This window comes from Tabrizicola sp. T74 (genome assembly GCF_057219935.1).
On sequence record NZ_JBXVVT010000001.1, the window covers coordinates 1114030 to 1138046 of the forward strand.

A 24017-nucleotide genomic window follows, 5' to 3' on the forward strand; every position below is an offset into this window, starting at 1 on the left:
CTGCGCAGCAAACCATAGAATTCATAAGCTTACAGCTTCAGTCCCCGGCGACGGTCCGCAGTTCCAGCGACAGGATTGCCGGACCCGGCCCGGCTTCCTCCTCACCGTCGGTAAGCGCCACCGCCCCCCGCGTCGTCTCGCCGAACCCGGCCTCCGCCAGCGCCTCACCAAATGCCGAGCCACCCAACGACCGTGTCGTGTCCAGCGCATCCTGAGCCAGATAGCTCAGGTCCTCCACCGGGCTTTGCGGCTGCGCAGGCGTCACAACCACCAGAACCCGCTCCTGCCCCAAGACATCCGCGCTGATCTTGAACAGCCCCTTCTTCAGCTCGTCCCCCGGCTGCAACCGGCCACTGAACCAGTGGCTGATCGACCAGTCCGCGCCGATGTAGAGAACGTTCACGTCCACTGGCCCCTCGCCGCTGTTCCTGGCCAGCACATGCACTTCGTCATCCGGCACCAGCACCGGCACCGGCGTGAAGGGCAGGGGGCGCAGCGTCCGGTCCTCCGGCGTGCGCGTCAGCAGTTCCACCTCAACATCCGGCGTCACCGAACCCACCGCCCCCGCGAGCTTCAACAGGTTCTGCGCCCGCGCCATCGTGGTCAACGTATCCGCCAGCGTGGCCGCCAGCTCCGTCCCATCCTTGTCGCCGGTAGACACCGAGGGCGTCGCCCCCAGGTCCTCCGCCAGCCCCGTGGCAGGCAGCACCCAGATCGCGTCCGGGCGAGGGCTCTCCGGCAGCACCGCCAGCCGCAGGTCCGCCTCCTGATCCGCCGCCACGAAGCTAAGCCGAGGCCCCGCCGCCGCCTGCAACTCCCCCAGCGCGGCCAGCAGCGCATCCGCCGGGGCCGACCCCGCCGCAGGCAGCGCCACGGTCAGCGTGAAGTCCAGCGCCGCGTCCAGCTTCCGCAGCGTGACACCTTTCGGCAGCTCGGCAGGCAGGATCTTCCCGTCCCGCTCCACCGCTTCACCGACCGACGAGAACGTCTCGACCGAAGTCAGCTCCACATACCCCAGCGCCTCGTCATCCGCCGCAGCCGCCGACCCCATCACCGCAAGCACCGCGCCCGCGCTCAGCCCATGCAGCTCCCCCGCCGGGATGACAAACCCCGCGTCGGACACCTGCGCCTGCCACTGAGAGACCCTTGCCCCGCCCTCGCCGCCGAACACCACCTGATCCAGATCGCCCTCGAACAGGGGCGTCGACTTCGCCAGGTTCTTCACCGCATAGCGCCGCAGCACTTCCTGCCCGACCTGCCCGTAGGTCGCGTTCGGATACTCCGCCAGCACCTCCATCAGCGTCCAGGTGAACACCCCTTGCGGCTTCCGCCCGGGCTTGCCCTTCGGCAGGTTCTTCTCCGGCGTCACCTCGTTGGTCTGCGCCGCGAAGAAGGCGACGAACGACCCCTCTCCGCTCCCGCCATCGAACGGAGCCTCAGTGGCCCGCAGGTCCACCGACCGCGATACTTCCACCGCATCCATGTCGATGCCCAAGGCGTCGGGCGGCAACTGCCGCACCCGCACGTCATCGGTCTCTACCGCCCGCGTCACCGTGCCGGAATGGCAGCTGTCGAACACCGCCCAGACATTCGCGCCCTTGGCCCGCAACCCGTCGATCAGCGCCCCGATCTCGTCATCGACCAGCGCATTCTCGACCGCGCCCACCTGGTTCGACCACGGCCCGATGTCCACCGGCAGGAACAGCTCGTCCAGCCCGTCCAGTTCCGTCGCGGGATCCAACGCAGGCGCCTGGGTTCCGTGGCCGGAGAAATGCAGATAGACGAAATCCCCAGGGCGAACCTCCGCCGTCAGCTCCGCAAACGCACCCCGGATCGCCGCCAGAGTCGGCGCCTCAGCCCCCGCTACCCCATCCGACAGCACGGTCACATTCTCCGCCGCAAAGGCCACCGGAGCGTCGGTCGTCAGGTACTGCGCCACCAACTGCACATCGTTCGCCGGCCCCTTCAGCCACCAGCGTTCTTCCAGCGACGGATACTGGTTCGCCCCGATCAGCAGCGCATAGTTCTCCCGCGCCAGGGCAGGGGCAGCCGCCAGACACATCGCAAGTGTGAAAAGCGATTTCATCAGTTTGTCATCAACGCATAGTCAGCCGCCATTGGGCCCTTGTTCTCGACCTTCAGCGTGAAAGTCCCCGCCGTCGCCGGGGTCCAGCCGCAATAGGCGATGTGGCTGATGTCGGTGTCCGAACAGACCAGCCGCCCCCTGTCGTCATAGATAGCCAGGTTCAGGTTCGTCGCTGCCTTCGCCTCGACATAGACCTCGGCGTACTCCCCGCCCCGGAATTCGATCGGCGGATAGGTGTCGCCTTTCCCGTTCCCCAAGGACCCGATGTTGTAGACCGGCCCCGAGGCAACGCCCCTTGGTCTCTCCAGGCCCGCATCCTCGATCAGCCCCAGCAGCACCTCATCCCCCGCCGCCAGTTCCGTGGCCGAGGCGAGCATCTCCTCCCACCCCAGCGGGCCACCTTCTCCGGCCACCCCATCCACCGCCGCCCGGTCCCCCGCCACCGGTGCCAGCGACTTCCGCAGCTTTGCCGCCGACAGGACCAGCAGCGGATCGCCCGCTTCCATCCCCGCCGCATAAAGCCGCGCTGACAGTTCGGCGATCTTCACCGGTGAAGGCCCCTCAGCCCAGGCGGGCAGGGCCAGCGACAGCACACAAACGGCAAGCATCAGGCGCATGGGAACACTCTTCCGGCTTTTGTCGCCCCGAACATGCGGTGCCGCCACGTCCCTGTAAATGCTGGAATTCCAGATGACAGGTTTTGTCACGGGACCCGCCGCACCCGCCCCGTTAGCAAGATCACATAGAGGCAGACACAGGTTACAGACATGCAGGCCAACCGGCAAAGGCGGCACAGACCGCTCCCCTTCATCGAGGCGCTGGCAGCCCTCCTCGCCCTCGCGCTGATCGCCGTCCTCAGCCCCGCCAGCGCCTCGCCGCTGGATGCGGCAATGGACAAGGTCTTGACCCTGCGCAGCAACGATTCCGAGGACCGCTTCCTCGGCTCGGCCTTCATCTGGGAAGGCGGCCAGGTCGCCGTCACCAATGCCCACGTGGTCGGCGAGGCCGAGGAAGTCCGCCTGATCGACCGCAATGGGAACGACCTCACCGGTCTCGTCATCGCCCGCGACCCCGTCCGCGACGTGGCCGTGATCTCCCTCCCCACCCCCACCGACGGCCTGCAACTCGCCGCCGAAACGCCGCAACTCGGCGACGAAGTCTTCGCCCTCGGCGCGCCCCTGGGGATCGAGTTCACCCTGACCGAAGGCCGCATTTCCACCCTCGCCCGCCAGACCGACATCGCGGTGCCCCTCCTCATGCTGCAACACGACGCCGCCGTGAACCCCGGCTCGTCGGGTGGCCCGCTGGTCGACGCCCAAGGCCGCCTCGTCGGCATGAACTCCCAGATCGCCGACGGCAGCCGCATGTTCGTCGGCATCGCCTACGCCATCCCCACGGCAGAGCTGAAACGCATCGTCTGGGGCCTGATCGACGAAACCCTCCCCCAATTCCCCACGCTCGGCCTGACCGCCCGCCCGGTGGACCGTCAGGTCGCCGAAAGCCTGGGCACCGAACCCCAGGGTCTGCTGGTCGATGCCGTCGCCCCAGGCAGTCTGGCCGATACCACAGGCCTCGAACCCGGCGACATCATCACCCGAGTCGGAGACATGACGCTGATGAACCCCGGGGACTTCGTGTTCGCCATCGAAGCTGCCATTGCGGATGGCGAGACGCGCCTGACCATCCGCCGCGCCGGGCACGAAGCGACCCTTACCCTCGCCTTCAGCGAAGCCGAAGACACCGCCCTCCGCACCCGTGAGGCCCCGCGCCTCCTCGCCCCCGCCACCGTCACCGCCTACACGCTCGCCGCACTCGGTGTGACGCTTGACGCCGAAGGCACTGTCACCGCCCTCACCGACAACTCCCCCGCCCTTCTCGCCGGTCTGGCAAAGGGCGACCGCATCCTTGCGATCAACGGCACGGCGCAGGACCTGCAAACCTACGAACTCACCGCCCCCGCCCTCCTCCTCCTCGAAGCCCCCGGCGGCGCAACCCGGCACATCCGGCTCGACCCGTGGCACGCGCCCGAAGGCGTCCGGCCTGTCGGCGGCGCAAATGTCCTTGACCCCGACGTGGTCGTGTTTTGAATGGACCCAACATGGACCGCATCCTGATCATCGAGGACGACCCCGAGACCGCCGCCGCCATCCGCGCCGAGGCCGAGGCGCTGGGCTGCGCCACCGACCACCGCGACACGCTCCCCTCCGGTATCGAGGCCGCCACGACGGGACAATACAAGGTCATCGTCCTTGACCGCATGCTCCCGGGCGGCGACGGGGTGGACGCCATGGCCCGCATCCGCGCGGGCGGCTCCACCGCGCTGATCCTGATCCTCTCTGCGCTCGGCCGCGCCGCCAACCGTGTGGAAGGCCTCGAAAAAGGCGCCGACGACTACCTCCCGAAACCCTTCGAACCCGAGGAACTCCGCGCCCGCCTCCGCGCCCTTCTGCGACGCGGCACGATCCAGGTCCTCGACAACGACCTCCTGGCCTTTGGCGATCTGGAAATCCGCCTCAAGGCCCGCACCGTCCACGTCAAGCGCAACCATGTCGCGGTCAGCCCGAAGGAATTCGAACTGATCACCTATTTCGCCCGCAACGCCGGCCAAGTGGTGACCCGCATGCAGCTTCTGGAAAACGTCTGGAACCTGCACTTCGATCCCGGCACCAATGTCGTCGACGTCCACGTCGGCCGCCTGAGGCGCAAGCTGGAAGAGGCAGGCAGCCAGGCGATCCAGACCGCACGGGGCGAGGGCTACATCTTCGCCCCCCTTCCCGCGTGACCACGGCCCGACCGATAGCCGCCAGGGCCACCCTGCGCCTTGCCGCCCTGATGGCGCTGGCCGTCACGCTCCTCTCCCTCGCCGCAATGGCGCTGCAGTACCGGCTCGTCGAAACCCGCCTCCTGCAGGCGCAAAAGACCCTGCTCACCGCCGATCTGAACGGCCTCGCGGCCCTCTACGACCAGCGCCGCATCATCGCGCTCCGCCAGGCTATCGACTACCGCGCCACCGCCGCGATTGGCGACGAAATGCTCCTCCTCATGGATCGCTCCGGCACAGTCCTCGCCGGAACCCGGCCCGACTGGCCTGCCACGCTTTCCCCCGCTGGCGACACCTTCACCACCGACAACGCAGTGACCTTCACCGAAGGCCGCACCCGCTGGCTCGCCGTCGCGCGAGAACTTCCGGGCGGCTTCCCCCTCCTCGTCGCCCGCAGCCTCGAACCCGTCGACGCCACCCTCGCCGCCCTCCGCCGCGGCATGCTCGGCCTCCTCGGTGCCCTCCTCGTCGCGGGCGCGCTCGTCGGCTGGTTTGCCGCCCGCAGCGTGATGACCCGCATCAACCGCATCAACACGCTGGCCGACCGCGTGGCGGAAGGCCAACTCGACGCCCGCCTCCCCGGCCCCCGCTCCGACGACGAGTTCGGCCTCCTCGAAACCCATGTCCACGCGATGCTCGACCGGATCGAGAACCTCAACCGCGCCACCCATCGCCTGTCGGATACCATCGCCCACGAACTCCGCACCCCCCTCAACCGGATGCTGCAGAAGCTGTCGAAGATCGAAGGCCAGGACGACCTGACCGCGGAGCTCAAGGCCGAGATGCGCCAGGCCATCCGCATGTTCGACTCGCTCCTCGACATCTCCCGGGCCGAGGCCGACCAGGGCACCGGCGGCGGCCTTGTCCCCGTCGACCTCTCCGCCACCGCCGCCGAGGTGTGGGACCTCTACGACCCCCTCCTCGAAGACAAGGGCCTGCATGCCGAAGCCCACATCACCCCCGGCCTGCAAATCCTCGGCGACCGCAACCTGATCGCCCAGGTCCTCTCGAACCTCCTCGACAACGCCATCAAGTACTGCGCAGCCGGAGACCACCTGACCCTCACCCTCACCCCCGAAGACGACCGCATCCTCATGCGCCTCGCCGACACCGGCCCCGGCCTCCCCGAAGACCTGAGGCCCGAGGCCTTCGACCGCTTCACCCGCGCCGAACGCGACCGCTCCACCCCCGGCCACGGCCTCGGCCTCGCCCTTGTCCGCGCTATCGCCGCCCGCCACGGCGCCCGCCTGACCCTCCCGCCCACCCAGAAGGGTTTCACACTTGAAATCCGCTGGCCCAGGCTGCAGCAATCGGAATGACCCGAACCGGAGTCCCGATGCACCGCGCCCTTCTCCCCCTCCTGCTCCTCCTCGGCTGCGCTCCCTGGAACCAGCCGCAGAACCAGCCGCTGCAGGGGGAAAACGCTGCCCTCGCCGACACCCTGACCGTGGGCGAGGGCGAGCTTTACGTGGGCCTCGCCTTCTCCGGCGGCGGCATGCGCGCCACGGCCTTCGCTTACGGGATGCTCCAGGAACTGCAGGCTGTCGGGATCGAGACCGGCACCCCGAACGGCCTTCTCGACAACGTCCACCTCGTCTCCGGCGTCTCGGGCGGGTCAGTCATGGCCGCGCAGCTTGGCCTCTACGGCCCGCAGGGCATCGACGGCTTCCGCGAGCGTTTCCTGATCACCAACGCCGAAACCTACATGACGACCTCGGCCCTGAACCCCCTGACCATCGTCAAGGGCGTCTCCGGCGGGGTGAACGGCCGCGACACCTTCGGCCGCTACCTGGACGAGACGCTGTACAAGGGCGCCACCTTCGCCGACCTCCGCCGAACGGGCATCAAGACCTGGATCAACGCCACCGATATGGCGAACAACACGCCGTTCCTGTTCTCCCCCGAAACCTTCGACGCCCTCTGCTCCGACCTCTCCCGCGTCAAACTCTCCGAAGCCGTCGCCGCCTCAGCCGCCTTCCCGCTGGTCTTCACCCCCATCGTGCTGGAGGCGCATCAGGGCGACTGCACTTACCGGGAACCCGACTGGCTCACCGCCGCCCGCTACAACCCCGAGGCCACCGCCGCCATGCGTGCCCACGCCCGCGCCTTGGAAAGCTACACCAACCCGGCTGAGGTGAAGTTCGTCAAACTCCTTGACGGCGGCATCACCGACAACTTCGGCACGACGGGTCTGGCGGTGGAACGCGCCCGCGCCCAGGTCCCCTACGCCCCCCTGACCGCTGAGGAAGCCGTCAAGCTGAAGCGCATGCTCTTCCTTGTCGCCAACGCGGGCGTCGACAAGGATTACGGCTGGACGAAGAAGGTCGCGGGTCCCGGCGGCGTCAACCTTGCCATGTCCATCGCCACCTCCGCCATGGCCGCCGCGTCCCGCTCGGGCTACGATTCCATGCGCGGCGAGCTTCGCCTGTGGGAGAGCGAACTCATCGAATGGCGCTGCGCCCTGCCGCTGGCGGAGGTCCGCAAACTGCGCGGCACGACCGAAGGCTGGGACTGCAAGGACTTCAAGCTTTTCGTGGGCGAGGCCAGCTTCGCCTTCCTGCCCCCCGCGTTGCGCAACCAGCTCGACGCCGTCCCGACCCGGCTCAAGCTCCCCGAGGCGCAGATCGACATGGTCATTGCCGCTGGCCGCGAGGCCACCCGTTTGACGCCCGAGTTCCAGGGCTTCCTCGCGTCGCTTTCCGGCAATGACGTCGACGCCCGCATCCAGGACGGCATCGCCGCCGGGGGCCGCCGGGTCACGCCGGTGAACTGAGGGACGCCATCCCACGCACTGCTACCGGCGCAACCGCCAGCGCAAAGAACCGCCGCCAGCCAGATGCGCCCCCTCTCCCCAAAGGGGGGAGGGCCGGGGAGGGGGGCAGCCCAATGACAAATTCCGTCACCCGCCGTACCCCACTTGCCCCACGCCCGCCCGCGCGTAATCTGCCCCCATCATGCGCGCGACATTGGCCCTGCTCCTTTCCGCAACCCTCCTGACCCCGGCCCAGGCCGAGATCCGCGCCGTCATCGTGGGCGTCTCCGACTACCTCACCCTCGATGCCGATCTGAAAGGCCCCTCGAACGACGCCCGCCTGATGGCCGAAACCCTGATCGCCCGGGGCGTCGATCGTGCGAACATCACCGTCCTCGCCTCCGACCCCACCGGGCTTCCTGCAGGCACCACCACTGGCCAACCCACCCGCGCCGAAATCCTCGCCGCCCTCAGTAATGCCACGGATGCCTCCACTACAGGCGACACCGTGGTCTTCCATTTCTCTGGCCACGGCGCCCAGGCCCCCGACCTCTCCGGCGACGAAGGCGGCGGCTATGACGAGCTTCTCCTCCCCGCCGACGCCGCAGGCTGGAAGGGCGCGACCGGCGCAGTCGAGAACGCCCTCGTCGACGACGACCTGCAAGCCTGGGCGCAGACAGCCCTAAGCAAAGGCGTCAAGGTCATCGCCCTGATCGACGCCTGCCACTCCGCCACCGGCTTCCGCGCAGTGGGAGGGCAGGGGGTCGCTAAGGTCATCGACGAAGCGCAACTCGGCATCCCCGACGACATTACCCCCGTCGCAGGCCCCCCCGCCGCGCCGCTGACCGGGGACTTCGTCTTCCTCTACTCCTCCCAGTCCGACCAGCGCTCTTTCGAATATCCGATGCCCGACGGCACCTGGCACGGCGAATTCACCCTTCGGCTTGCACAAACGCTACGCGCCGCCCCCGACGCCTCGTGGGAGCAGGTCCTCACCGCCACCACCGAGGCGATGGCCCAGGGCCCCGCCCGCCAGATGCCCGACGGCGAAGGCCCGCTCCTCACCGCGCCCGTCTTCGGCACCGGCCCCACCACCCCGCGCTTCCCCCTCAAGGACGGCAAACTTGCCGCCGGCCTCCTCGACGGCCTGACCGAAGGCGCGGAACTCGCCCTCTACGCCACCCCTGCCGACCCCACGCCGCTGGCCACCGCAACCCTCACCAAGGTCACCGCCCGCGAGGCCACCCTCTCCGCCCCGCCCCCGGCTAAGGCGCAATGGGCCGAACTCACCTCCGCCCCGCCCCCCGCCCCCCTGACCCTCGCCGCTTCCGTCCTCGCCGACCCGGCAGACCCCCACGACTACACCGCCTGGACCGCCGCCCTGCCACCCCCCGGAGCCACTCCCGACCTGATCCCCATCCTAACCGAAGGCACCATCGCGCTGGCCGGACCCGACGGCCTCCTCGACCCCGAAGGCCCCGGTACCACCCCGCGCGTCCGCCCCGAACCCGGCGAGACCGAAGCCGACGCGCTCGACCGCACCCTCGCCCAAGCCGCCCACGGCCTCGCTCTCCGCGCCGTCCTGTCCGGCGCAACCGGCCGCAGCCTCACCGGCAAGGCCCCGCTTACGGTCACCACCGAACGCCGCGCCGCCACCACTTGCGACGCACCCGGCCCCGCAGCGCCCTTCAACGCAGACGACCCCGTCGCCCCCTGCGACCAGCTCTGGCTGACCATCACCAACGCCTCTGGCACCGCGCAGGACGTCTCCGTCCTCTACTTCACCGCCGACTTCCGCGTGCAACCGATCTACCCGACCCAGAACCTCTCCAACCGCCTCGCGCCCGGCGAATCCACCCGCGTAGGGCTGCAAATCGAACCCGGCAGCCCCGGCGGGATCGAGGAGATCTGGACCCTCGCCGTCCCCGCCCCACCCGATGCCCCCCGCGTCGACCTCACCCGCCTTGCTAGCACCGACACCACCCGCGCCACCCCGCCCGACGCCATGACCGCCTGGCTCACAACCCGCCTCGACCCCGACGCCGCCACCCGCGGCTTCTCTCTGAAACCCGCCCCCCTCACCCTGATCCGCCAGATCATCCGCCTCACTCCGATGGAGCCCTGAATGACCCTCCGCGCCCTCTGCCTTGCCCTCCTCCTCGCCACCCCCGCCCTGGCCGAAGAGGCACCCAAGACCGCCTCCCCTTTCCTCTACGCCAAGTCCGGCGCCAAGGCCGAACGCGCGGCCCGGGCCACCGAGGCCGGGGCCAAGGTCATTGGCGGTGAGATCGCCGCCAACGGCGCCTGGCCCTGGCAAGTCGCGCTTCTTGTCGGCGGCGCCCCCGTCTCGACCGACGCGCAATTCTGCGGCGGCTCCATGGTGCTCGACCGCTGGGTCCTCACCGCCGCCCATTGCATCCACATGCCACAGGACGACGGAAGCTTCGCCGACCTCGCGCCCTCCGAAGTGTCCATCCTCGTCGGCACCAACACCCTGACCGAGGGCTCCGGCGACCTGATCCCGGCCGAAGCGATCTTCCGCCACCCGTCCTATTCCGGCAGCCAGTTCGACTTCGACATCGCGCTCATCAAGCTCGCCCGCGCGCCCCAGGTCCCCTACCAGACCATCGAGGTCCCCGACGCCGAATACGGCGACCTCCTCAACCAGCAGGGCGTGACCACCATCGTCACCGGCTGGGGCCTGCAAGAAGGCGCGCAACCCTCGCCCGAACTCCGGCAGGCCCAGATCCAGGTCCTCGACCGCGAGCTTTGCAACACCGCCATGCTGGAAGCCAAGGCCGAGGACGCAGCGGGCGGCTTCGGCTATGCCGTCCAGACCCTTGGCGTCGCCGAAGCGGACGCCTATGCGATCTGGGACCAGCTGATGGCGAAGGCCCCCGACGCCGTCTCCGAAAACATGATCTGCTCCGGCACCTTCGAGGGCGGCAAGACCTCGTGCAGCGGCGACAGTGGCGGCCCCCTTGTCGTCCCCGTAGAGGGCGGCGGCTACATCCAGGCCGGCATCGTCAGCTGGGGCCTCTCCGCCACCTCGGGCCAGGGCTGCGAGGAGACCGCCCTCTTCTCGGCCTACACCGACATCTCGAAATTCGTCCCCTGGCTGAACGAGACGATCGCGGCGAACCCCTGACCCTGCAACGCGGCCCTACCTCCCAAGCCCCGCCGCCTGGCGGTAATGCGCCTCGGTCGCCTGCATCAGCGACGCCAGCCGCTGCCAGGCCGTGTTCGCGTCGCCTTGCCGCGCCATCGCGCCCGCAAGGTCCGGGAGCAGCCCGCAGCGGTCTGCCGTGTCGATCAGCGAAGAGACCAGCGTCGGGCTGAACGGCGCTTCGGCGAAAGCCTCCCCCCGCAGCTCCTTCGGCCACCACGGCACGGCCTGCGCCGCTTCGGACACGGCCGCCTGCACCTGGACCGGCGACACCTCGCCCCGGCCCAACAGCAGCCGGAACGCGCCATGGAACTCGGGCAACCGACCGGGGACAGCTTCGCGGCGCTGGCCAAAGCCGGGCAGCGCCTTGGTCAGCGTCACCTCCTCGCGCAGCAAAAGCGCGTCCACCCGGTTGTGGTCGCTGATCGACAGCTGACCCGTCGCGCCCCGGAACGACCCAAGCAGCCGTGACGCCTCGGGCCCTTCCGGCAGCATCCTGCCTTCGACCAAGGGGTTCAGCACCCCCGGGTCCAGATAGGCCAGCGCCACGACCTTGACCTCGGCATCCTCGCGCAGTGTGCCCACGGCCCGCAACGCCCGCCAGGCATAGGGGCTGTGCGACACCCGCGCCATCCCGCGCACGGCGTCCGGCACGACCTCGCCCATCTGGCCCAGGGCTTCGCCCCCTGCCAGCGACAGCACCAGCACGCCCACCAGCTTGGCCGGCCACAGCTGCGGCGACTGGCGTATGGCGCCGCCATAGCTTTCCATCAACAGGCCCCGCCTGCGGGTCTCGCTCAGCCATGTCCGCGCTGCAGAGGCAAGGTCGATCCTTCGCGTCGGCGGGACGTCCGGCGACAGACAGGCCGAGGCCGCCTGCAGGGCCGCAGCCGACAGGACCTGCACGTCCTCTGCCGTCCGCTCGCCTTCCTGCAGGGATGAGCCGACGATCCCGTCCAGCAAGTCCCGCGCCAGCCGGGGCGCCTCTGCCGCAACCTCGGCCAGGTCCAGCGCCGCGAACCGGGCTGACACGAGATCGACCGGCATCGGCCCGTCGACCACTTCCGCTGCTGTCGCCTCCTCCAGCACCGCGCTTTCCAAGCCCTCGGACATCTGCATCTTCCGCCGCCGGTCGCGCGCGCCTTTCCGCGCCACGCCCGGTTGCAGCCTATCAACCGTTGCCCGGCCGATGACCCGTCCCAGCGCGTCGCGGAACCGGTCGCGCGCGAAGTCCAGGTCCTCGACGTTCTGACCCAGATGATCCCACAGCTGCCGCAGGACGTCCGGATCGTCCGGCAACGACGCCGGGTCCCCCAGCGCGCGATAATAGCCCGCCTCCAGATCGGCCCCGGCCTCGCCCGCTGCGGCACGCGCCTCATACCAGCGCACCGCTTCCGCGATCACCGCTTTCGCCGTCTGGTCCCCCAACAGTTGCGGCAGCATCCGCCGCCGCAAGGCCGGGACATGCACCGCCACCCGCTCGGTATCAGAGGTCCGCTGCACCAGCCAGATCATGTCGTCCAGCCGGTCGAACAGCGCCTCGGCCTCGGGCAAAGTCAGCCCCGGCTTCAGCTTGCAGGGCCCCGCCAATACCTCCAGGATCAATTGCGGAGTCACCTGACGCAGGACCAGGCCCGGGCTGGCCACCTGCTGCAGGTCGGTCGGCAGCCGGTTCAGGATGCGCGACAACAGGAACGTCTGCCGTGCCTCGCCGTCCAGCCGGTCCCGCGCGGCAGAGCGTTCGCCCTTCGCCAGATCGGCCAAGGCCGCCCTGCTGTCGCCACCCTCCTTGCCAATCCCGTCGGCAAAGCGCGCCAGCATCACCAGGCTTAGCGGGTCGGACCCGAAGACCCTGACCAGCTGCGCCACCAGGTCCTCCGCCTCGATCTTGCGGTTCCGGAACTGCTCGCGCAGCAACGCCCGCCCGCCCGCCGGTGACAGATCGCCCAGAAGGATCGTCCCCTGCACGGCCAGCCCCGGCAGGTCTGCCTGGGTCAGGCTGCTCGCCTCGCGCCCCGACAGGATGACGCGCGGATTCAGCCGGTTCGCGCCCACCAGGTTGATCCAGTCCGCAATCAGCCGCACCCGGTCCGGCCCCAGGGTCACCGCCTCCTCAAACGTGTCGAAGATCAGCGCCAGGCGGATCGCCTCGGCCTGGCCCCCGGCCATCAGGAGGGCGTTCAGGTCGGTCAGCGTGGCATAGACCGCACTCGCCTCGCGGCTCGGGTCGATGCCTTCGGTCGTTGACGCGACCCCGCCGCGCAGGGTCTGCCGGATCGTCGACAGCTGCGCCTCCAGCTCGGGCCGCACCTGGCCGATCTGGCGCAACAGCTCCAGCGTCAGCGCCACCCGTTGCCCGGCCCGCAACGCCGGCAGGTCCAGGTCGAAGGTCACCTGCAGGACCGACCGGTCCCGCGCCAGCCGCCGCCGCAGCGCCTCCAAGAGCGCCGACTTGCCGCTGCCGCCCAGCCCCGACACGATAACCGTCGGCGGCGCAGTCGGCCCCGGCGTCAGGTTGCTGTCGAAGGGCTCGAAGGGCGGCATTGCGACCTCGCCCGCCGTGGCAAACCGTGCCAAGGCGCCAAGCTCGGCCCGCCGCCCATGAAGCTTCCACGGCAGGATCTGCTCACTTGCCGCCTGCTTGTCCGCCCCGACCGCGACCCGCGACAGCCATTTTGCCAGCCCCGGATCGGCGGCCCAGCCTGCCAGCGCGACACCCGCACTGCGCAACAGCTCGACCGCCTGCATCAGCTGCAACAGCTCGGGCAAGTCCTCGGGGCGCGGGGCCGACCGGCGACGGCGCGCGATGGGCGGCACCTTGCGTCCGCCCTGCAAAAGCAGCCGCAGGGCGCGGGCCATCGCGTCGTCGACCGTCGGCGGCAGGCTGCGCAACAACGCGGCCCGCGCGCGGCCCACGGGCAACCGGGTCAGCCCCGCGCGCTGGCCGTCCGGGGTCAGCCGCCACAGCCAGCGCACGGCCACCGGCGCATCGGCGGCAAACGGGGTGCGGATGGTCACCGGCACCTCGGTCGCCACAGCCGCCAGCGCGCGCAGCCGCGCCTCGCGGTCCGCAGCGCCCGTCGGGATGATCTGGTTCGGGTCGAAGGCGCCGGTCAGGGCGGCGCGGGTCAGGTCGCTGTCTGCAGCACTCTCCGCCATCACTTGATCGCCTTCATGTAGACGCTTGCCAGAAAGCTCGAGATCCGGGTCAGCATGTTGCTGCCGTCGGGCCAGTTCGTCAGCTCGGCCGCCGCGTAACTGACGATCCGGGCCTGCAGGCTCGCCGCCTCGGCCGAGGTCGCCTTGCCGGTTTCGGTCAGAAGCCGACCCAGGCAGTCCTCGATGTCCTTCTGGTCCACCTGTCCCGGATCGGCCAGCGGCTCTACCGCAATCTGGCCCGGGGCGACGTTGACCAGCGTGTCGGTCAGGCCGATCAGCACGATCCGCATGATCGATGGCAGTTCGGCGTCATTGTAGATGTGGTCCAATAGGGTCCGCGCGCCGATCTGCGGCAGCTGCACCTTGTCCAGGTCGTCGATGACAAGCCAAATCCGCTTGCCCTGCGATGTCCCGGCCGCAGCGATGCCCTGCAAGGCACGCTTCAGGATAGCGAAGACATCGGCGACCGTCGCCGCAGTGGTCGTCAACGTGGCCTGCGGCGCAAGTGCCGCAGTGATCTCCGCCTCGGCCATCCCGGCCTGGCTCAGGATCATCCGGGCCAGGTCGCGGGCATCGGCGGGCAGCTGGCCGGCCTGCAGCGTGACGATCACGCGCTCTGCATCCGGGACGGACGCCTCCAGCAGCCGCGCCGAGAAGGTCTTGCCGCTCTGCGGCGCACCCCGCACGATCAGGATATAGCTCCCCCGCCCCTCGGCCATCAGCCGCAGGGTCGACTGCGTCCCATCGCGCCCAATCACCGCGGTCGACTTGTCCGACAAAAGCGAGACGCGGTCATGCTCGGCATCGGCGCGGGCAATGTCCTTGGCCACCTCGCGGATCGCCTGCAGGCGGATCGCCCGCTTGCGCCGGGCCTCGCGGGCCGCGGGCAGCCCGTCGTCGTCCAGCATGGCGCCCTGGTGCATCGCGATGGGCCGCAGCCGGTTGTCCAGGCACAGCCCGCCCGACGACCCGGGGGACGTCGCGACCCTGTGGCGCAGGAAATCCGGGTCGTCGTCCAGTTTCGTATGCGTCGCAAAGGCCGCGCGCTGCGGCAGGCCATAGGGATGCTGGAACACAAAGAACGCATCCCCCTCGGCATCCAGCGCGCCGGTCTTCGTCAGGTCGTACCAGCCCCGCTCCCGGCCCGGAGCGCCCTTGAGCCGGATCGCGCAATAGTCCAGCTCTTTCGGCGCCCCGGCAGGTTTCGCCCCCGGGCCAGGGTTCGGGTTGACCGGGCTGAAGTCGATCAGCCAGTCGTCGGCGGCCGCATAGCTCCGCCCGGTGATCTCGGTCAGCGTCTCGAACTTGCACGTCAGCCTGCCGGCGCTGCCGGGGATCGCCTTCCCGCTGACCGGGTCGATCAGGCTTGCCACCACATGATGATTGGTCAGCACCGTCTGCGGTCCGACCAGGAACCCCGTGCCCTTGTCATTGGCAGTCGGCCCCGCGACGGTGATCTGGCACAACCGCCGCGCCGCCAGGCTGAAGGCGTACATCAGGTCGGCCATCCGCAACGACGGCGAAAGCACCGCATTGAAGCTCGCGACATCGATCGGCGTTCCGTCCGCCTTCTGCGGCAGGATCGACACGCCGCCCGGCTTCCGCGTCAACTGCTCCAGCGCCACCGGGTCGATCAGCCCCTGAGCGGTCAGTTCGGTCAGGAACGCCCGGTGCCAGGGCGGGGCCGTCTTTCCGGTCGAAAAAAGCGCCTGCCGGAAGGCGGCAATGGGGTCATGCAGCCCCAGCGCCACCGTCTTGAAGTCCGGCAGGTCCGGCCCCATCCGCGCGGCGATCCCGTCATAGACTGCCGCCACCGCCAGCCGGTTGCCAGTGATCGCCCGCGCCAGGTCCTGCGCCTGCTGCTCTGTCAGCGCCGCCTCGGTCATGCCAGCAAGGCGGCAAGCCCCGGAGTCGCTGCCCGCACCGTCGCCAGGTCATGCGCATGGTTGGCCCGCAGCCAGTCGCCCGCGAAATGCAGGCCCACCGCCGCCAGATCGCCGCTCAGCGCCCCCACGACCGACCCGGAGTTGCCGCCCAAGGTCGTCGCATCATGGTTGAAGACCGAGGCCAGAGACCCCGCCTGCGCGATCCCGGGGCTGAAGTACTTGCGCCGGTAGTTCAGGCCAAAGATCTCGCGCAAACGCTCGATGACATCCCGGCGCACCGCCCCCCGCTCGTCGACCGGCAAGGTGCCCGGAGGTGCCGGGAACCCCACCACGAACAGGTTCGCATCCGCCCCGCGCCAGCCCGCGTCCTGGTTCACCCGATAGGGCTTCGGCAGCGCCATGCCTGCACTGTTGACCGTCTGGACCTTCAGCAGCGCCAGGTCCAGCTTGGCAAAGCTGATCGGCAACCGGTGGATCTGCTGCGGCCCGGCAAAGGCCACCGCCTCGACCACGAACTTCTGCGCCGGGTCATTGCCCGTGGGCGAAAAGTCGATGGTCGTGGTCCGGAACAGCTGCCAGCGCCGCGGATTGTCGGCGCGGGGCAGGGGGCTCGCGAATTCCTCCAGCACATGCCGGTTGGTCATCACCAGACCCGGCCCGACCACAAAGCCGGTGCCCAGATGGATCGCGTCCCCGTCGATCCGCCCCACGGCTTGCAACGGCCCGTCCTCCAGGTCCGGCCGCGCGATCTCCAGAAGCCCGGCGAACCGGCCCAACTCCGGGTCCGTCGTGTCGATGGTCTGCAGCCGCCGCCCGTCGGGCGTGGTCCGGTAGGCAACCTCCAGCGCCGGACGTTCCGTCAACGACACCAGCGCCTCCAGCTGGATCAGCGTCGTCTCGCCCAGCCGGGCCGAGGTGCCCTCGCGGTGCAGCTTGGCCAGACCCCGGTCCAGCCGGTCAAGGTCGACCTTCTTCTCGCTGGTCGCCAGCCGCCGCTCCAGCGGGGCCAGGGCCTTGCGCCGTCCGTCCGTGTCCAGCCGCGCCTGCCCTTCTTTGGGGTCAAGGCTTGATGCCTTTTCCACCGACAGCCCCGGCTGCGCCGCCGCCCCCAGGCCGGACAGCACCTTTGCCAGTCGCGCCGGGTCTACCGGCGAGGGAATGGTGATCGCCGGGGCAGGTGGGCTGCCACGCAGCGCCAGCTGCGCCAGACGCGGGTCCCGACTGCCCGCCGCCGCCTCCGTCAGCTCGGCCGAGGCGCGCCGGAACGCCCGCGCCTCGCGCCCCGGTCCGCGTGCCCCGCGCCCGGCGCGCGCATCGGCAATCGCCAGCGCCGCAACCTCGGGCCCCAGCGCATCCCAGTCAAAGTCCGGGTCGACCTTGCCCGGCCCGAACAACCGCGCCAGCGCCTCGTCCATCCCGCCGCTCGGGTCCTCGAAGGCCGATTCCACCACGGCCGAGGCGATGTCCGCCAAGGCCAGGTCCAAGAGAGCCTCGGCGTTGATCACACCCGCGCCAAGGCCCGAGGGGAACCCCGCCGGCCGCCGCGCAGTCTGCTGCACCGCCGTCCGGAACAGGGCCTGCACGCTGGTCCCCCGCGCCCGCGCCGCCTGGATCACCTTGGCCCGGCCATGATGGCCCAGCCACAAGGCCGCGATCCCCGCGCTCATCGCCGTGGCAAAGGATGTGCCCTGTCCGCCCTCGATCTTGGTAGTCGGCGCTGCCGGATCGGTCGCCACCGCCTTCCAGACATTCTCTGCCGGGGCCGAGAAATCGACCGCATTGCCATGCGACGACCCCTTCCACTTCTTGTCCCTGATGTTGGTGCCGCCGACCGCGATCATCTCCGGGTAGGCCGCAGGCCAGACCACCAGCCCCACGCAGTTGCCCGCCGCCGCCAGCAGGATCACGTCCTTCGCAATCGCCCGCTTGATCGCCTGCCGCAGCGCAAAGGCCGGAAAGCCGCCCAGGCTCATCGAGATCACATGCGCGCCGACCTTCACCGCATGGTCGATGGCCTTGGCCACCGGGGCCGCGTTGAAGATCTTCACGTCGTTGATGCAGCGGATCGGCACCAGCGTCGCCTTGGGCGCCGCCCCCTTCATCTTGCCGCCTTCGCCCGAGGCCAGCACCGACCCGGTCCCGGTGCCGTGCCCGGGGTTCGACATCGACGGCTTCAAGGGATCCGTCGGCTTGGTGCCACCGTCGACCAGGTTCAGCGTCTTGGTAAAGTCGATGGTCGTGTCGTCCAGTTCCACATGCTTGGCGATGCCGGTGTCCGGCTGGGCCACGATGATGCCCTTGCCCTTGCCCGGCGACTTGGCCCAGGCCTTCAGGACGCCTGCCTTCTCCAAGGCCCAGGTCTTCGGCTCGGGCGCGGGATCGTCGACCCAGCAGATCGCGTCCATCACCACGCCTTCGGTGGCGCTGGGCACATCCTTCACCGGCTCGACATAGGCCGTGGCGCCCAGGTCGGGGTCGCAGGCGATCAGGCCCAGCTCGCTCCGCAGGTCCGCCGCGATGCCGAACATCACGTCCTCCGGCAGGGTCCGGTCCAGCCCGTTCGGCGTGAAGGTAAAGGTCACCGGCTCATCCGGATCGGGGGCGTCGAACAGCGGCTCCAGCCCAAAGTTCTCCGACCCCAGCAGCGCCGCCAGCCGCTTGCGCAAACCGGCCAGATCGTCCCCGCCCGCCGGAACCGTCAGCGCCAGGCGCAGGCGGTCGGGATCATAGACGGATCGGGCATCTTCGGGCGTCGCCTCGGCCATCAGGCTGCGAAGGAACGGCAATCCGTAAAGCTGTGACATCGGCCAGTCTCCAATATGCAAGATGGAAGGTCGGTGGGCACGAAGGAAAGCTTACACGGCGGCACGGGGTCGGCAAATCCTGCCCCGGCCGCCGCCAAATGGGAACGGTCACCTCAATTGTGGGAAGTGTAGCAAATTGACGCTGCGGAAGACGTGAATTTTCCGTCAGGCGGCGGGGGGCCGCAGAAAGTTAAGGGCGCGTAAATCCGCGCCCTCAACCCGTTGATTTCATTCGGCTCGAAAAACTGTCCACGCCGGACAGCCTACTTCGCCACCCGTGCATTCCGGCTGGCGATCAACCGCAGCCGCAGCGCGTTCAGCCGGATGAAGCCTTCCGCATCCTTCTGATCGTAGGCCCCCGCATCCTCTTCGAAGGTCACGTGCTTCTCGGAGTACAGGGAATGCTCCGACCACCGCGCCACCGTCCGGGCCGAGCCCTTGTACAGCTTCACCCGCACGGTCCCGGTCACGTGTTCCTGGGTCTTGTCGATCAGCGCCTGCAGCGCCTCCCGCTCGGGGCTGAACCAGAACCCGTTGTAGATCAGCTCTGCATAGCGCGGCATGACGGAATCCTTCAGGTGTCCCGCCCCTGCGTCGAGCGTGATCTGCTCGATGCCCCGGTGCGCTTCCAGAAGGATCGTCCCGCCGGGGGTCTCGTAGACCCCCCGCGATTTCATCCCAACGAAGCGGTTCTCGACCAGGTCCAGCACGCCCACGCCATGCTTGCCGCCGATCTCGTTCAGCCGGGTCAGGATCGTGGCCGGGCTCAGCCGCTCGCCATTGATCGCGACCGCGTCGCCCTTCTCGAAGGTGATCTCCACCATTTCGGCTTGGTCGGGAGCCTCTTCAACCGGCACTACGCGCTGCAGCACATAATTCGGGAACTCCTCTGCCGGGTTCTCCAGCACGCGGCCCTCGGAAGAGGTGTGCAGAAGGTTCGCGTCCACGCTGAACGGCGCTTCGCCCCGCTTGTCCTTGGCAATCGGGATCTGGTTCGCCTCGGCAAACTCCAGCAGCTTCGTCCGGCTCGTCAGGTCCCAAAGCCGCCACGGCGCGATGACCTTGATGGCCGGGTCCAGGGCCGCCGCCGACAGCTCGAACCGGACCTGGTCGTTGCCCTTGCCTGTCGCCCCATGCGCGACCGCATCCGCCCCAGTTTCCTGCGCGATCCGCACCAGATGCTGACTAATCAGCGGGCGGGCGATCGATGTGCCCAGCAGATACAGCCCCTCGTACAGCGCATTGGCTCGGAACATCGGGAACACGAAGTCGCGCACGAACTCCTCGCGCACGTCGACGATGTGGATGTTCTCCGGCTTGATGCCCATCAACAGCGCCTTCGCCCGCGCCGGTTCCAGCTCCTCCCCCTGGCCCAGGTCGGCGGTGAAGGTCACCACTTCGCAGCCATATTCCGTCTGCAGCCACTTCAGGATGATCGAGGTATCAAGCCCGCCCGAATAGGCAAGGACGACTTTCTTGGGCTTCAGCATCGGGAAGGCTCCATCTCGCGGTTTCGCTGGCGCTTAGAACGAAATCTCCCCAAGGGCAAGGACAGCGCTGTGCGGGGCACAATTCGGCATGCAAAGGCATTCCTTGCCTTGACGGCAGCCTTCCGGCATTGGGGATGGATGACCGATTTTCCCGCCCAGGCCCGCACCGCGACCGCCGCCCTTCGCGAGCTCTTCCCCGAGACGCCCTTGCAGCGGAACGACTTCCTGTCTGCCCGCTATGACGCCGAGGTCTGGCTCAAGCGCGAGGACCTGTCGCCCGTCCGCAGCTACAAGCTGCGCGGGGCCTTCAACGCGATGCGCAAGGTCCGCGCCCGCCAGCCCGACCAGCACCAGTTCGTCTGCGCCAGCGCCGGGAACCACGCCCAGGGCATGGCCTATGCCTGCCGTCATTTCGGAGTGCAGGGCGTGATCTTCATGCCGGTCACCACGCCGCAGCAGAAGATCGACAAGACCCGCGTCTTCGGCGGCGACACCATCCGGATCGAGCTGACTGGCGACTACTTCGACCAGACCCTCGCTGCCGCCCAAAGCTATTGCGCCGAGGCCCAGGCCCATTTCCTGTCACCCTTCGATGACCCCGACGTGATCGAGGGCCAGGCCTCGGTCGCGGTCGAGCTGCTTGAACAACTCGGCCAGGCGCCCGACCTTGTGGTCCTGCCGGTGGGCGGGGGCGGCCTTTCCTCTGGCGTCACGGGCTACCTGCGCGAAGTGGCACCCACCACCGATTTCCGCTTTGTCGAACCTCTCGGCGGGGCCAGTCTTGCCGCAGCCCTGCAAGAGGGCGCGCCGGTGAAACTGCCCAAGGTCAACAGCTTCGTCGACGGTGCCGCCGTGGCGCGGGTCGGCGACAACACCTTCCGCATGCTGTCCTGGATCGACCGGAACGATGTTCTCCTCGCCCCCGAGGACCGGATCTGCGGCACGATGCTCGAGATGCTGAACCACGAAGGCATCGTCCTGGAACCCGCAGGCGCGCTGTCCGTGGACGTCCTGCCGGAACTGGCCGAGGAAATCCGCGGCAAGATCGTGGTCTGCGTCACCTCGGGCGGCAACTTCGACTTTGAACGGCTGCCAGAGGTCAAGGAGCGCGCGCAGCGCTATGCTGGTCTGAAAAAGTATTTCATCCTGCGCATGCCGCAACGCCCTGGCGCGCTGCGCGAATTCCTGAACCTGCTCGGGCCGGATGACGACATCACCCGCTTCGAATACCTGAAGAAGTCCGCGCGCAACTTCGGCTCGGTGCTGATCGGCATCGAAACCCGCTCGACCGATGGGTTTGCCGGCTTCACCGCCCGGATGGACGCAGCCGGTCTTGCCTTCCGCGACATCACCAATGACGAAGCCCTGTCCGAGTTCCTGATCTGACACCGCGCAGTCGGGTTAACACCGGTCTGGCGTCCTGCCGCCAGACCCACCTTGTGCGATGCCAATCGGTGCCTCCAGACGGCGCTTTGCGGCCCTCCCGTCCGGTTCCGCGTCAAAGCATAGACGAAGTCATCGGCAAGCCGCCGGTTCCTGCCCGAATAGGACCTGATCCCGGTTACGCTTGCGGCAGGTGACAAGGCACGCTGTGGTTGGCGTCAGGCCCTGCAGGCCGGCCAACTCGTCTCAGGCAGCGCCGACCCGGTCTTTCGACAGCCCGCCGATCAACGCTGCGCGCGACGTGCGGTAGACCGAGACAACCATCGCAAAATCGACCAGAGCACCGTCCCCGGCAGCGGCGCGACGCTCACCTTCCTGGCAGATGGCGGCCAGGTCCGTCAGGCCAAGGTTCAGCGCGCTGCCCTTCAGAAAGTGCAACGTCCCTTCCACCTCTTCCGCAGGAATCCCGCGCGAAAGGGCGGCGACAGCGCCTTCCGCTTCCTCAAGGAACATGTCGACCACTTCGGCAAAGCCCTCGGCCCCGATTTCGTCCCGCAATTCGTCAATCTGTTGCCAGTCGATCATCGCCGATACCCGCAAGCAATTCCCGTCCGGCCAATCTGGGGGGCCGAGCGTTAACAAATTCTCGCTCAGCCCGAACGAGATGCCGCGCATTTTATCCTTCATCCGGCGTTAAGGCCTGCCCGGCACGTTGGACCCACAAGTTGGAAGAGGTTCACGTGTTACCCGCCGCGATGAGGGTTGAATCAGAGATGCAGGCCGGCGATGCGCCACGGCATGTCCTGGTGGTCGATGACAGCCGGGCGCAGCGCCATATGGTGGCGATGCAGCTTAACCGCTGGGGCTATCGGGTCAGCGAATGCGACTCGGGCCAGGCCGCACTGGCACTCTGCCGCGAACAGGACATCGACATCATCATCAGCGACTGGATGATGCCGGGGATGACAGGTCTGGAATTCTGCCGTGAATTCCGTGGGTTGCGCCGTGAGGCCTATGGCTATTTCATCCTGCTGACCTCCAAGTCGGAAAAGACCGAAATCGCCGATGGCCTGGAAGCCGGGGCCGACGATTTCATGACCAAGCCCGTCGCCTCGAACGAACTGCGCGCCCGGCTCCGCGCGGGGGAACGGATGCTCGCCATGCAGGCTGAGGTACTGGCCAAGAACCGGGTCATCAGCGCGACGCTGGCGGAACTGCAGAAGCTTTATGATTCGCTCGACCGCGACCTGATCGAGGCGCGAAAGCTGCAACAGACCCTGGTCCGCGACCGGGTGCGCGACTATGGCCGGGCCAAGGTTTCGCTGCTTCTGCGCAACTCGGGGCGGGTCGGCGGTGACCTGGTCGGCAGCTTCCAGGTCGATGACAACCGTTTCGTCGCCTATTCGATCGACGTCTCGGGCCATGGCGTGGCCTCGGCGATGATGACCGCGCGGCTTGCGGGCTTGCTGACCGGCTCGTCGCCGGAACAGAACCTTGCCTTTGCCAAGCGGGCCGATGGTGGCCACGACCTTCTGCCGCCCGAGTCGGTCGTCGAACGCTTCAACCGGCTGATGCTGGATGAAATCCAGGCCGACCAGTACTTTACCATGGCCATCGTGATGGTCGACCTGGCCCGGGGCGGGATCGACCTGGTGCAGGCCGGGCATCCGCATCCGATGCTGATCCGCGCCGACGGTCGGCTGGAACAGCTGGGCCGTGGCGGGCTCCCCGTGGGCCTTCTGTCCGAGGCCAGGTTCGAACGGCTGACGCTGCCCTTCGCGCCGGGGGACCGGCTGGTCCTGGTGTCGGATGGCTTCACCGAATGCCCGCTGCCGTCCGGTGGCGACTTCGGTCAGGACGGGCTCGCCGACAGCCTGCGCCGGTCAGCGCACCTGTCTGGCGCCGACCTGCTTGAGGCGCTGGTCTGGGACCTGTCGCGGAAATCCGGCACCGATTCGTTTCCCGACGACGTCTCCGGCGTGGTGGTCGACTTCCTACCGCAGGAATCGGGCCAACATGCCCCGGTCCCCGGGATTGCCCAGCCGGTCCACCGCCTGTTCTAGCGGCAGCCAAACTGCGGTATGCCCGGGCTCGCTCGGTGGCCCCAGCCGCCGCACCGGGCGGGCCAGGAATACGGTACAGACCTTCTCGGCCCAGAGGTCATATTCAGGCATGTAGGTGAACCGCCGGAACGCCCCCAGCCGCCTGGTCACCGAGATCTTCCAGCCCGTTTCCTCAAACACTTCACGGTGCAGCGCCGCGATCGGCTGCTCTCCCCTGTCGATCCCGCCGCCCGGCAGCTGGAACTCCGGCACCGGCTCGGCCTGGTGCGTCGCCAGGATGTGATCCCCGTCCAGCAGCACCGCATAGACCCCCGGCCGCCGCGTGTACCGCTGCCCCGCCTTCACCGCCTCGCCATACCGCCGGATCATTCCCGCACCCCTTGGACCTTCGGTTGCCCTGCCTATAT

Annotated in this window: 16 protein-coding genes; 8 read left to right on the forward strand and 8 right to left on the reverse strand. The window is 68.5% G+C overall.

The window, feature by feature from the left end:
• Positions 1–37 precede the first annotated feature (37 nt).
• Both AC2EAL_RS05790 and AC2EAL_RS05795 read right to left on the reverse strand, forming a co-directional pair.
• The gene (locus tag AC2EAL_RS05790; protein WP_484723215.1) at positions 38–2086 is read right to left on the reverse strand and encodes a caspase family protein; all 2049 of its coding nucleotides are present in this window, start codon (positions 2084–2086) and stop codon (positions 38–40) included.
• Positions 2086–2703, reverse strand: a complete 618-nt coding sequence (locus AC2EAL_RS05795) for a hypothetical protein (RefSeq protein WP_484723216.1) — start codon at positions 2701–2703, stop codon at positions 2086–2088. The genes AC2EAL_RS05790 and AC2EAL_RS05795 overlap by 1 nt, the downstream gene beginning before the upstream one ends.
• 150 nt (positions 2704–2853) lie before the next feature.
• Between AC2EAL_RS05795 and AC2EAL_RS05800 the strand changes: the two genes are divergently transcribed.
• From AC2EAL_RS05800 to AC2EAL_RS05825, 6 genes are all read left to right on the forward strand, one after another.
• Positions 2854–4173: a S1C family serine protease gene (locus tag AC2EAL_RS05800; RefSeq protein ID WP_484723217.1), complete on the forward strand. Its 1320-nt coding sequence runs from the start codon at positions 2854–2856 to the stop codon at positions 4171–4173.
• Between the two features lie 11 nt (positions 4174–4184).
• Positions 4185–4868 carry a response regulator transcription factor gene (locus tag AC2EAL_RS05805; protein WP_484723218.1) on the forward strand — a complete coding sequence of 228 codons (684 nt, stop codon included), beginning with the start codon at positions 4185–4187 and terminating at the stop codon, positions 4866–4868.
• Positions 4865–6226 (forward strand): sensor histidine kinase, encoded by a 1362-nt coding sequence (locus AC2EAL_RS05810; protein WP_484723219.1) that lies wholly within the window; start codon positions 4865–4867, stop codon positions 6224–6226. The genes AC2EAL_RS05805 and AC2EAL_RS05810 overlap by 4 nt, the downstream gene beginning before the upstream one ends.
• Positions 6223–7680, forward strand: coding sequence for a patatin-like phospholipase family protein (locus tag AC2EAL_RS05815; protein ID WP_484723220.1), 1458 nt, complete (start codon positions 6223–6225; stop codon positions 7678–7680). Before AC2EAL_RS05810 ends, AC2EAL_RS05815 begins: the two co-directional genes overlap by 4 nt.
• A gap of 181 nt (positions 7681–7861) precedes the next feature.
• A complete protein-coding gene (locus tag AC2EAL_RS05820; RefSeq protein ID WP_484723221.1) occupies positions 7862–9784 on the forward strand; it encodes a caspase family protein in 1923 nt (640 codons plus the stop codon).
• Complete coding sequence (locus AC2EAL_RS05825) at positions 9785–10807, forward strand: serine protease (protein WP_484723222.1); 1023 nt, start codon at positions 9785–9787, stop codon at positions 10805–10807.
• Positions 10808–10822: 15 nt separating this feature from the next.
• Here the strand turns inward: AC2EAL_RS05825 and AC2EAL_RS05830 are convergent, their stop codons facing one another.
• The 4 genes from AC2EAL_RS05830 to AC2EAL_RS05845 all read right to left on the reverse strand — a co-directional run bounded on the left by AC2EAL_RS05830 (position 10823) and on the right by AC2EAL_RS05845 (position 20164).
• Positions 10823–13984: a hypothetical protein gene (locus AC2EAL_RS05830; protein WP_484723223.1), complete on the reverse strand. Its 3162-nt coding sequence runs from the start codon at positions 13982–13984 to the stop codon at positions 10823–10825.
• The gene (locus AC2EAL_RS05835) at positions 13984–15870 is read right to left on the reverse strand and encodes a trypsin-like peptidase domain-containing protein (RefSeq protein ID WP_484723224.1); all 1887 of its coding nucleotides are present in this window, start codon (positions 15868–15870) and stop codon (positions 13984–13986) included. The genes AC2EAL_RS05830 and AC2EAL_RS05835 overlap by 1 nt, the downstream gene beginning before the upstream one ends.
• The gene (locus AC2EAL_RS05840) at positions 15867–18674 is read right to left on the reverse strand and encodes a S8 family serine peptidase (RefSeq protein WP_484723225.1); all 2808 of its coding nucleotides are present in this window, start codon (positions 18672–18674) and stop codon (positions 15867–15869) included. Before AC2EAL_RS05840 ends, AC2EAL_RS05835 begins: the two co-directional genes overlap by 4 nt.
• Before the next feature lie 263 nt (positions 18675–18937).
• On the reverse strand, positions 18938–20164 hold the full coding sequence (locus tag AC2EAL_RS05845; protein WP_484723226.1) for an argininosuccinate synthase: 1227 nt from the start codon (positions 20162–20164) through the stop codon (positions 18938–18940).
• A gap of 138 nt (positions 20165–20302) precedes the next feature.
• On the opposite strand from AC2EAL_RS05845, the gene ilvA reads away from it, so the two are divergent.
• A complete protein-coding gene (ilvA, locus tag AC2EAL_RS05850) occupies positions 20303–21550 on the forward strand; it encodes a threonine ammonia-lyase IlvA (RefSeq protein ID WP_484723227.1) in 1248 nt (415 codons plus the stop codon).
• A gap of 243 nt (positions 21551–21793) precedes the next feature.
• Here the strand turns inward: ilvA and AC2EAL_RS05855 are convergent, their stop codons facing one another.
• Complete coding sequence (locus AC2EAL_RS05855) at positions 21794–22132, reverse strand: Hpt domain-containing protein (protein WP_484723228.1); 339 nt, start codon at positions 22130–22132, stop codon at positions 21794–21796.
• Between the two features lie 170 nt (positions 22133–22302).
• Between AC2EAL_RS05855 and AC2EAL_RS05860 the strand changes: the two genes are divergently transcribed.
• Positions 22303–23610 carry a PP2C family protein-serine/threonine phosphatase gene (locus AC2EAL_RS05860; RefSeq protein ID WP_484723229.1) on the forward strand — a complete coding sequence of 436 codons (1308 nt, stop codon included), beginning with the start codon at positions 22303–22305 and terminating at the stop codon, positions 23608–23610.
• Here the strand turns inward: AC2EAL_RS05860 and AC2EAL_RS05865 are convergent.
• On the reverse strand, positions 23542–23979 hold the full coding sequence (locus AC2EAL_RS05865; protein WP_484723230.1) for an NUDIX hydrolase: 438 nt from the start codon (positions 23977–23979) through the stop codon (positions 23542–23544). The genes AC2EAL_RS05860 and AC2EAL_RS05865 overlap by 69 nt on opposite strands.
• Positions 23980–24017 lie beyond the last annotated feature (38 nt).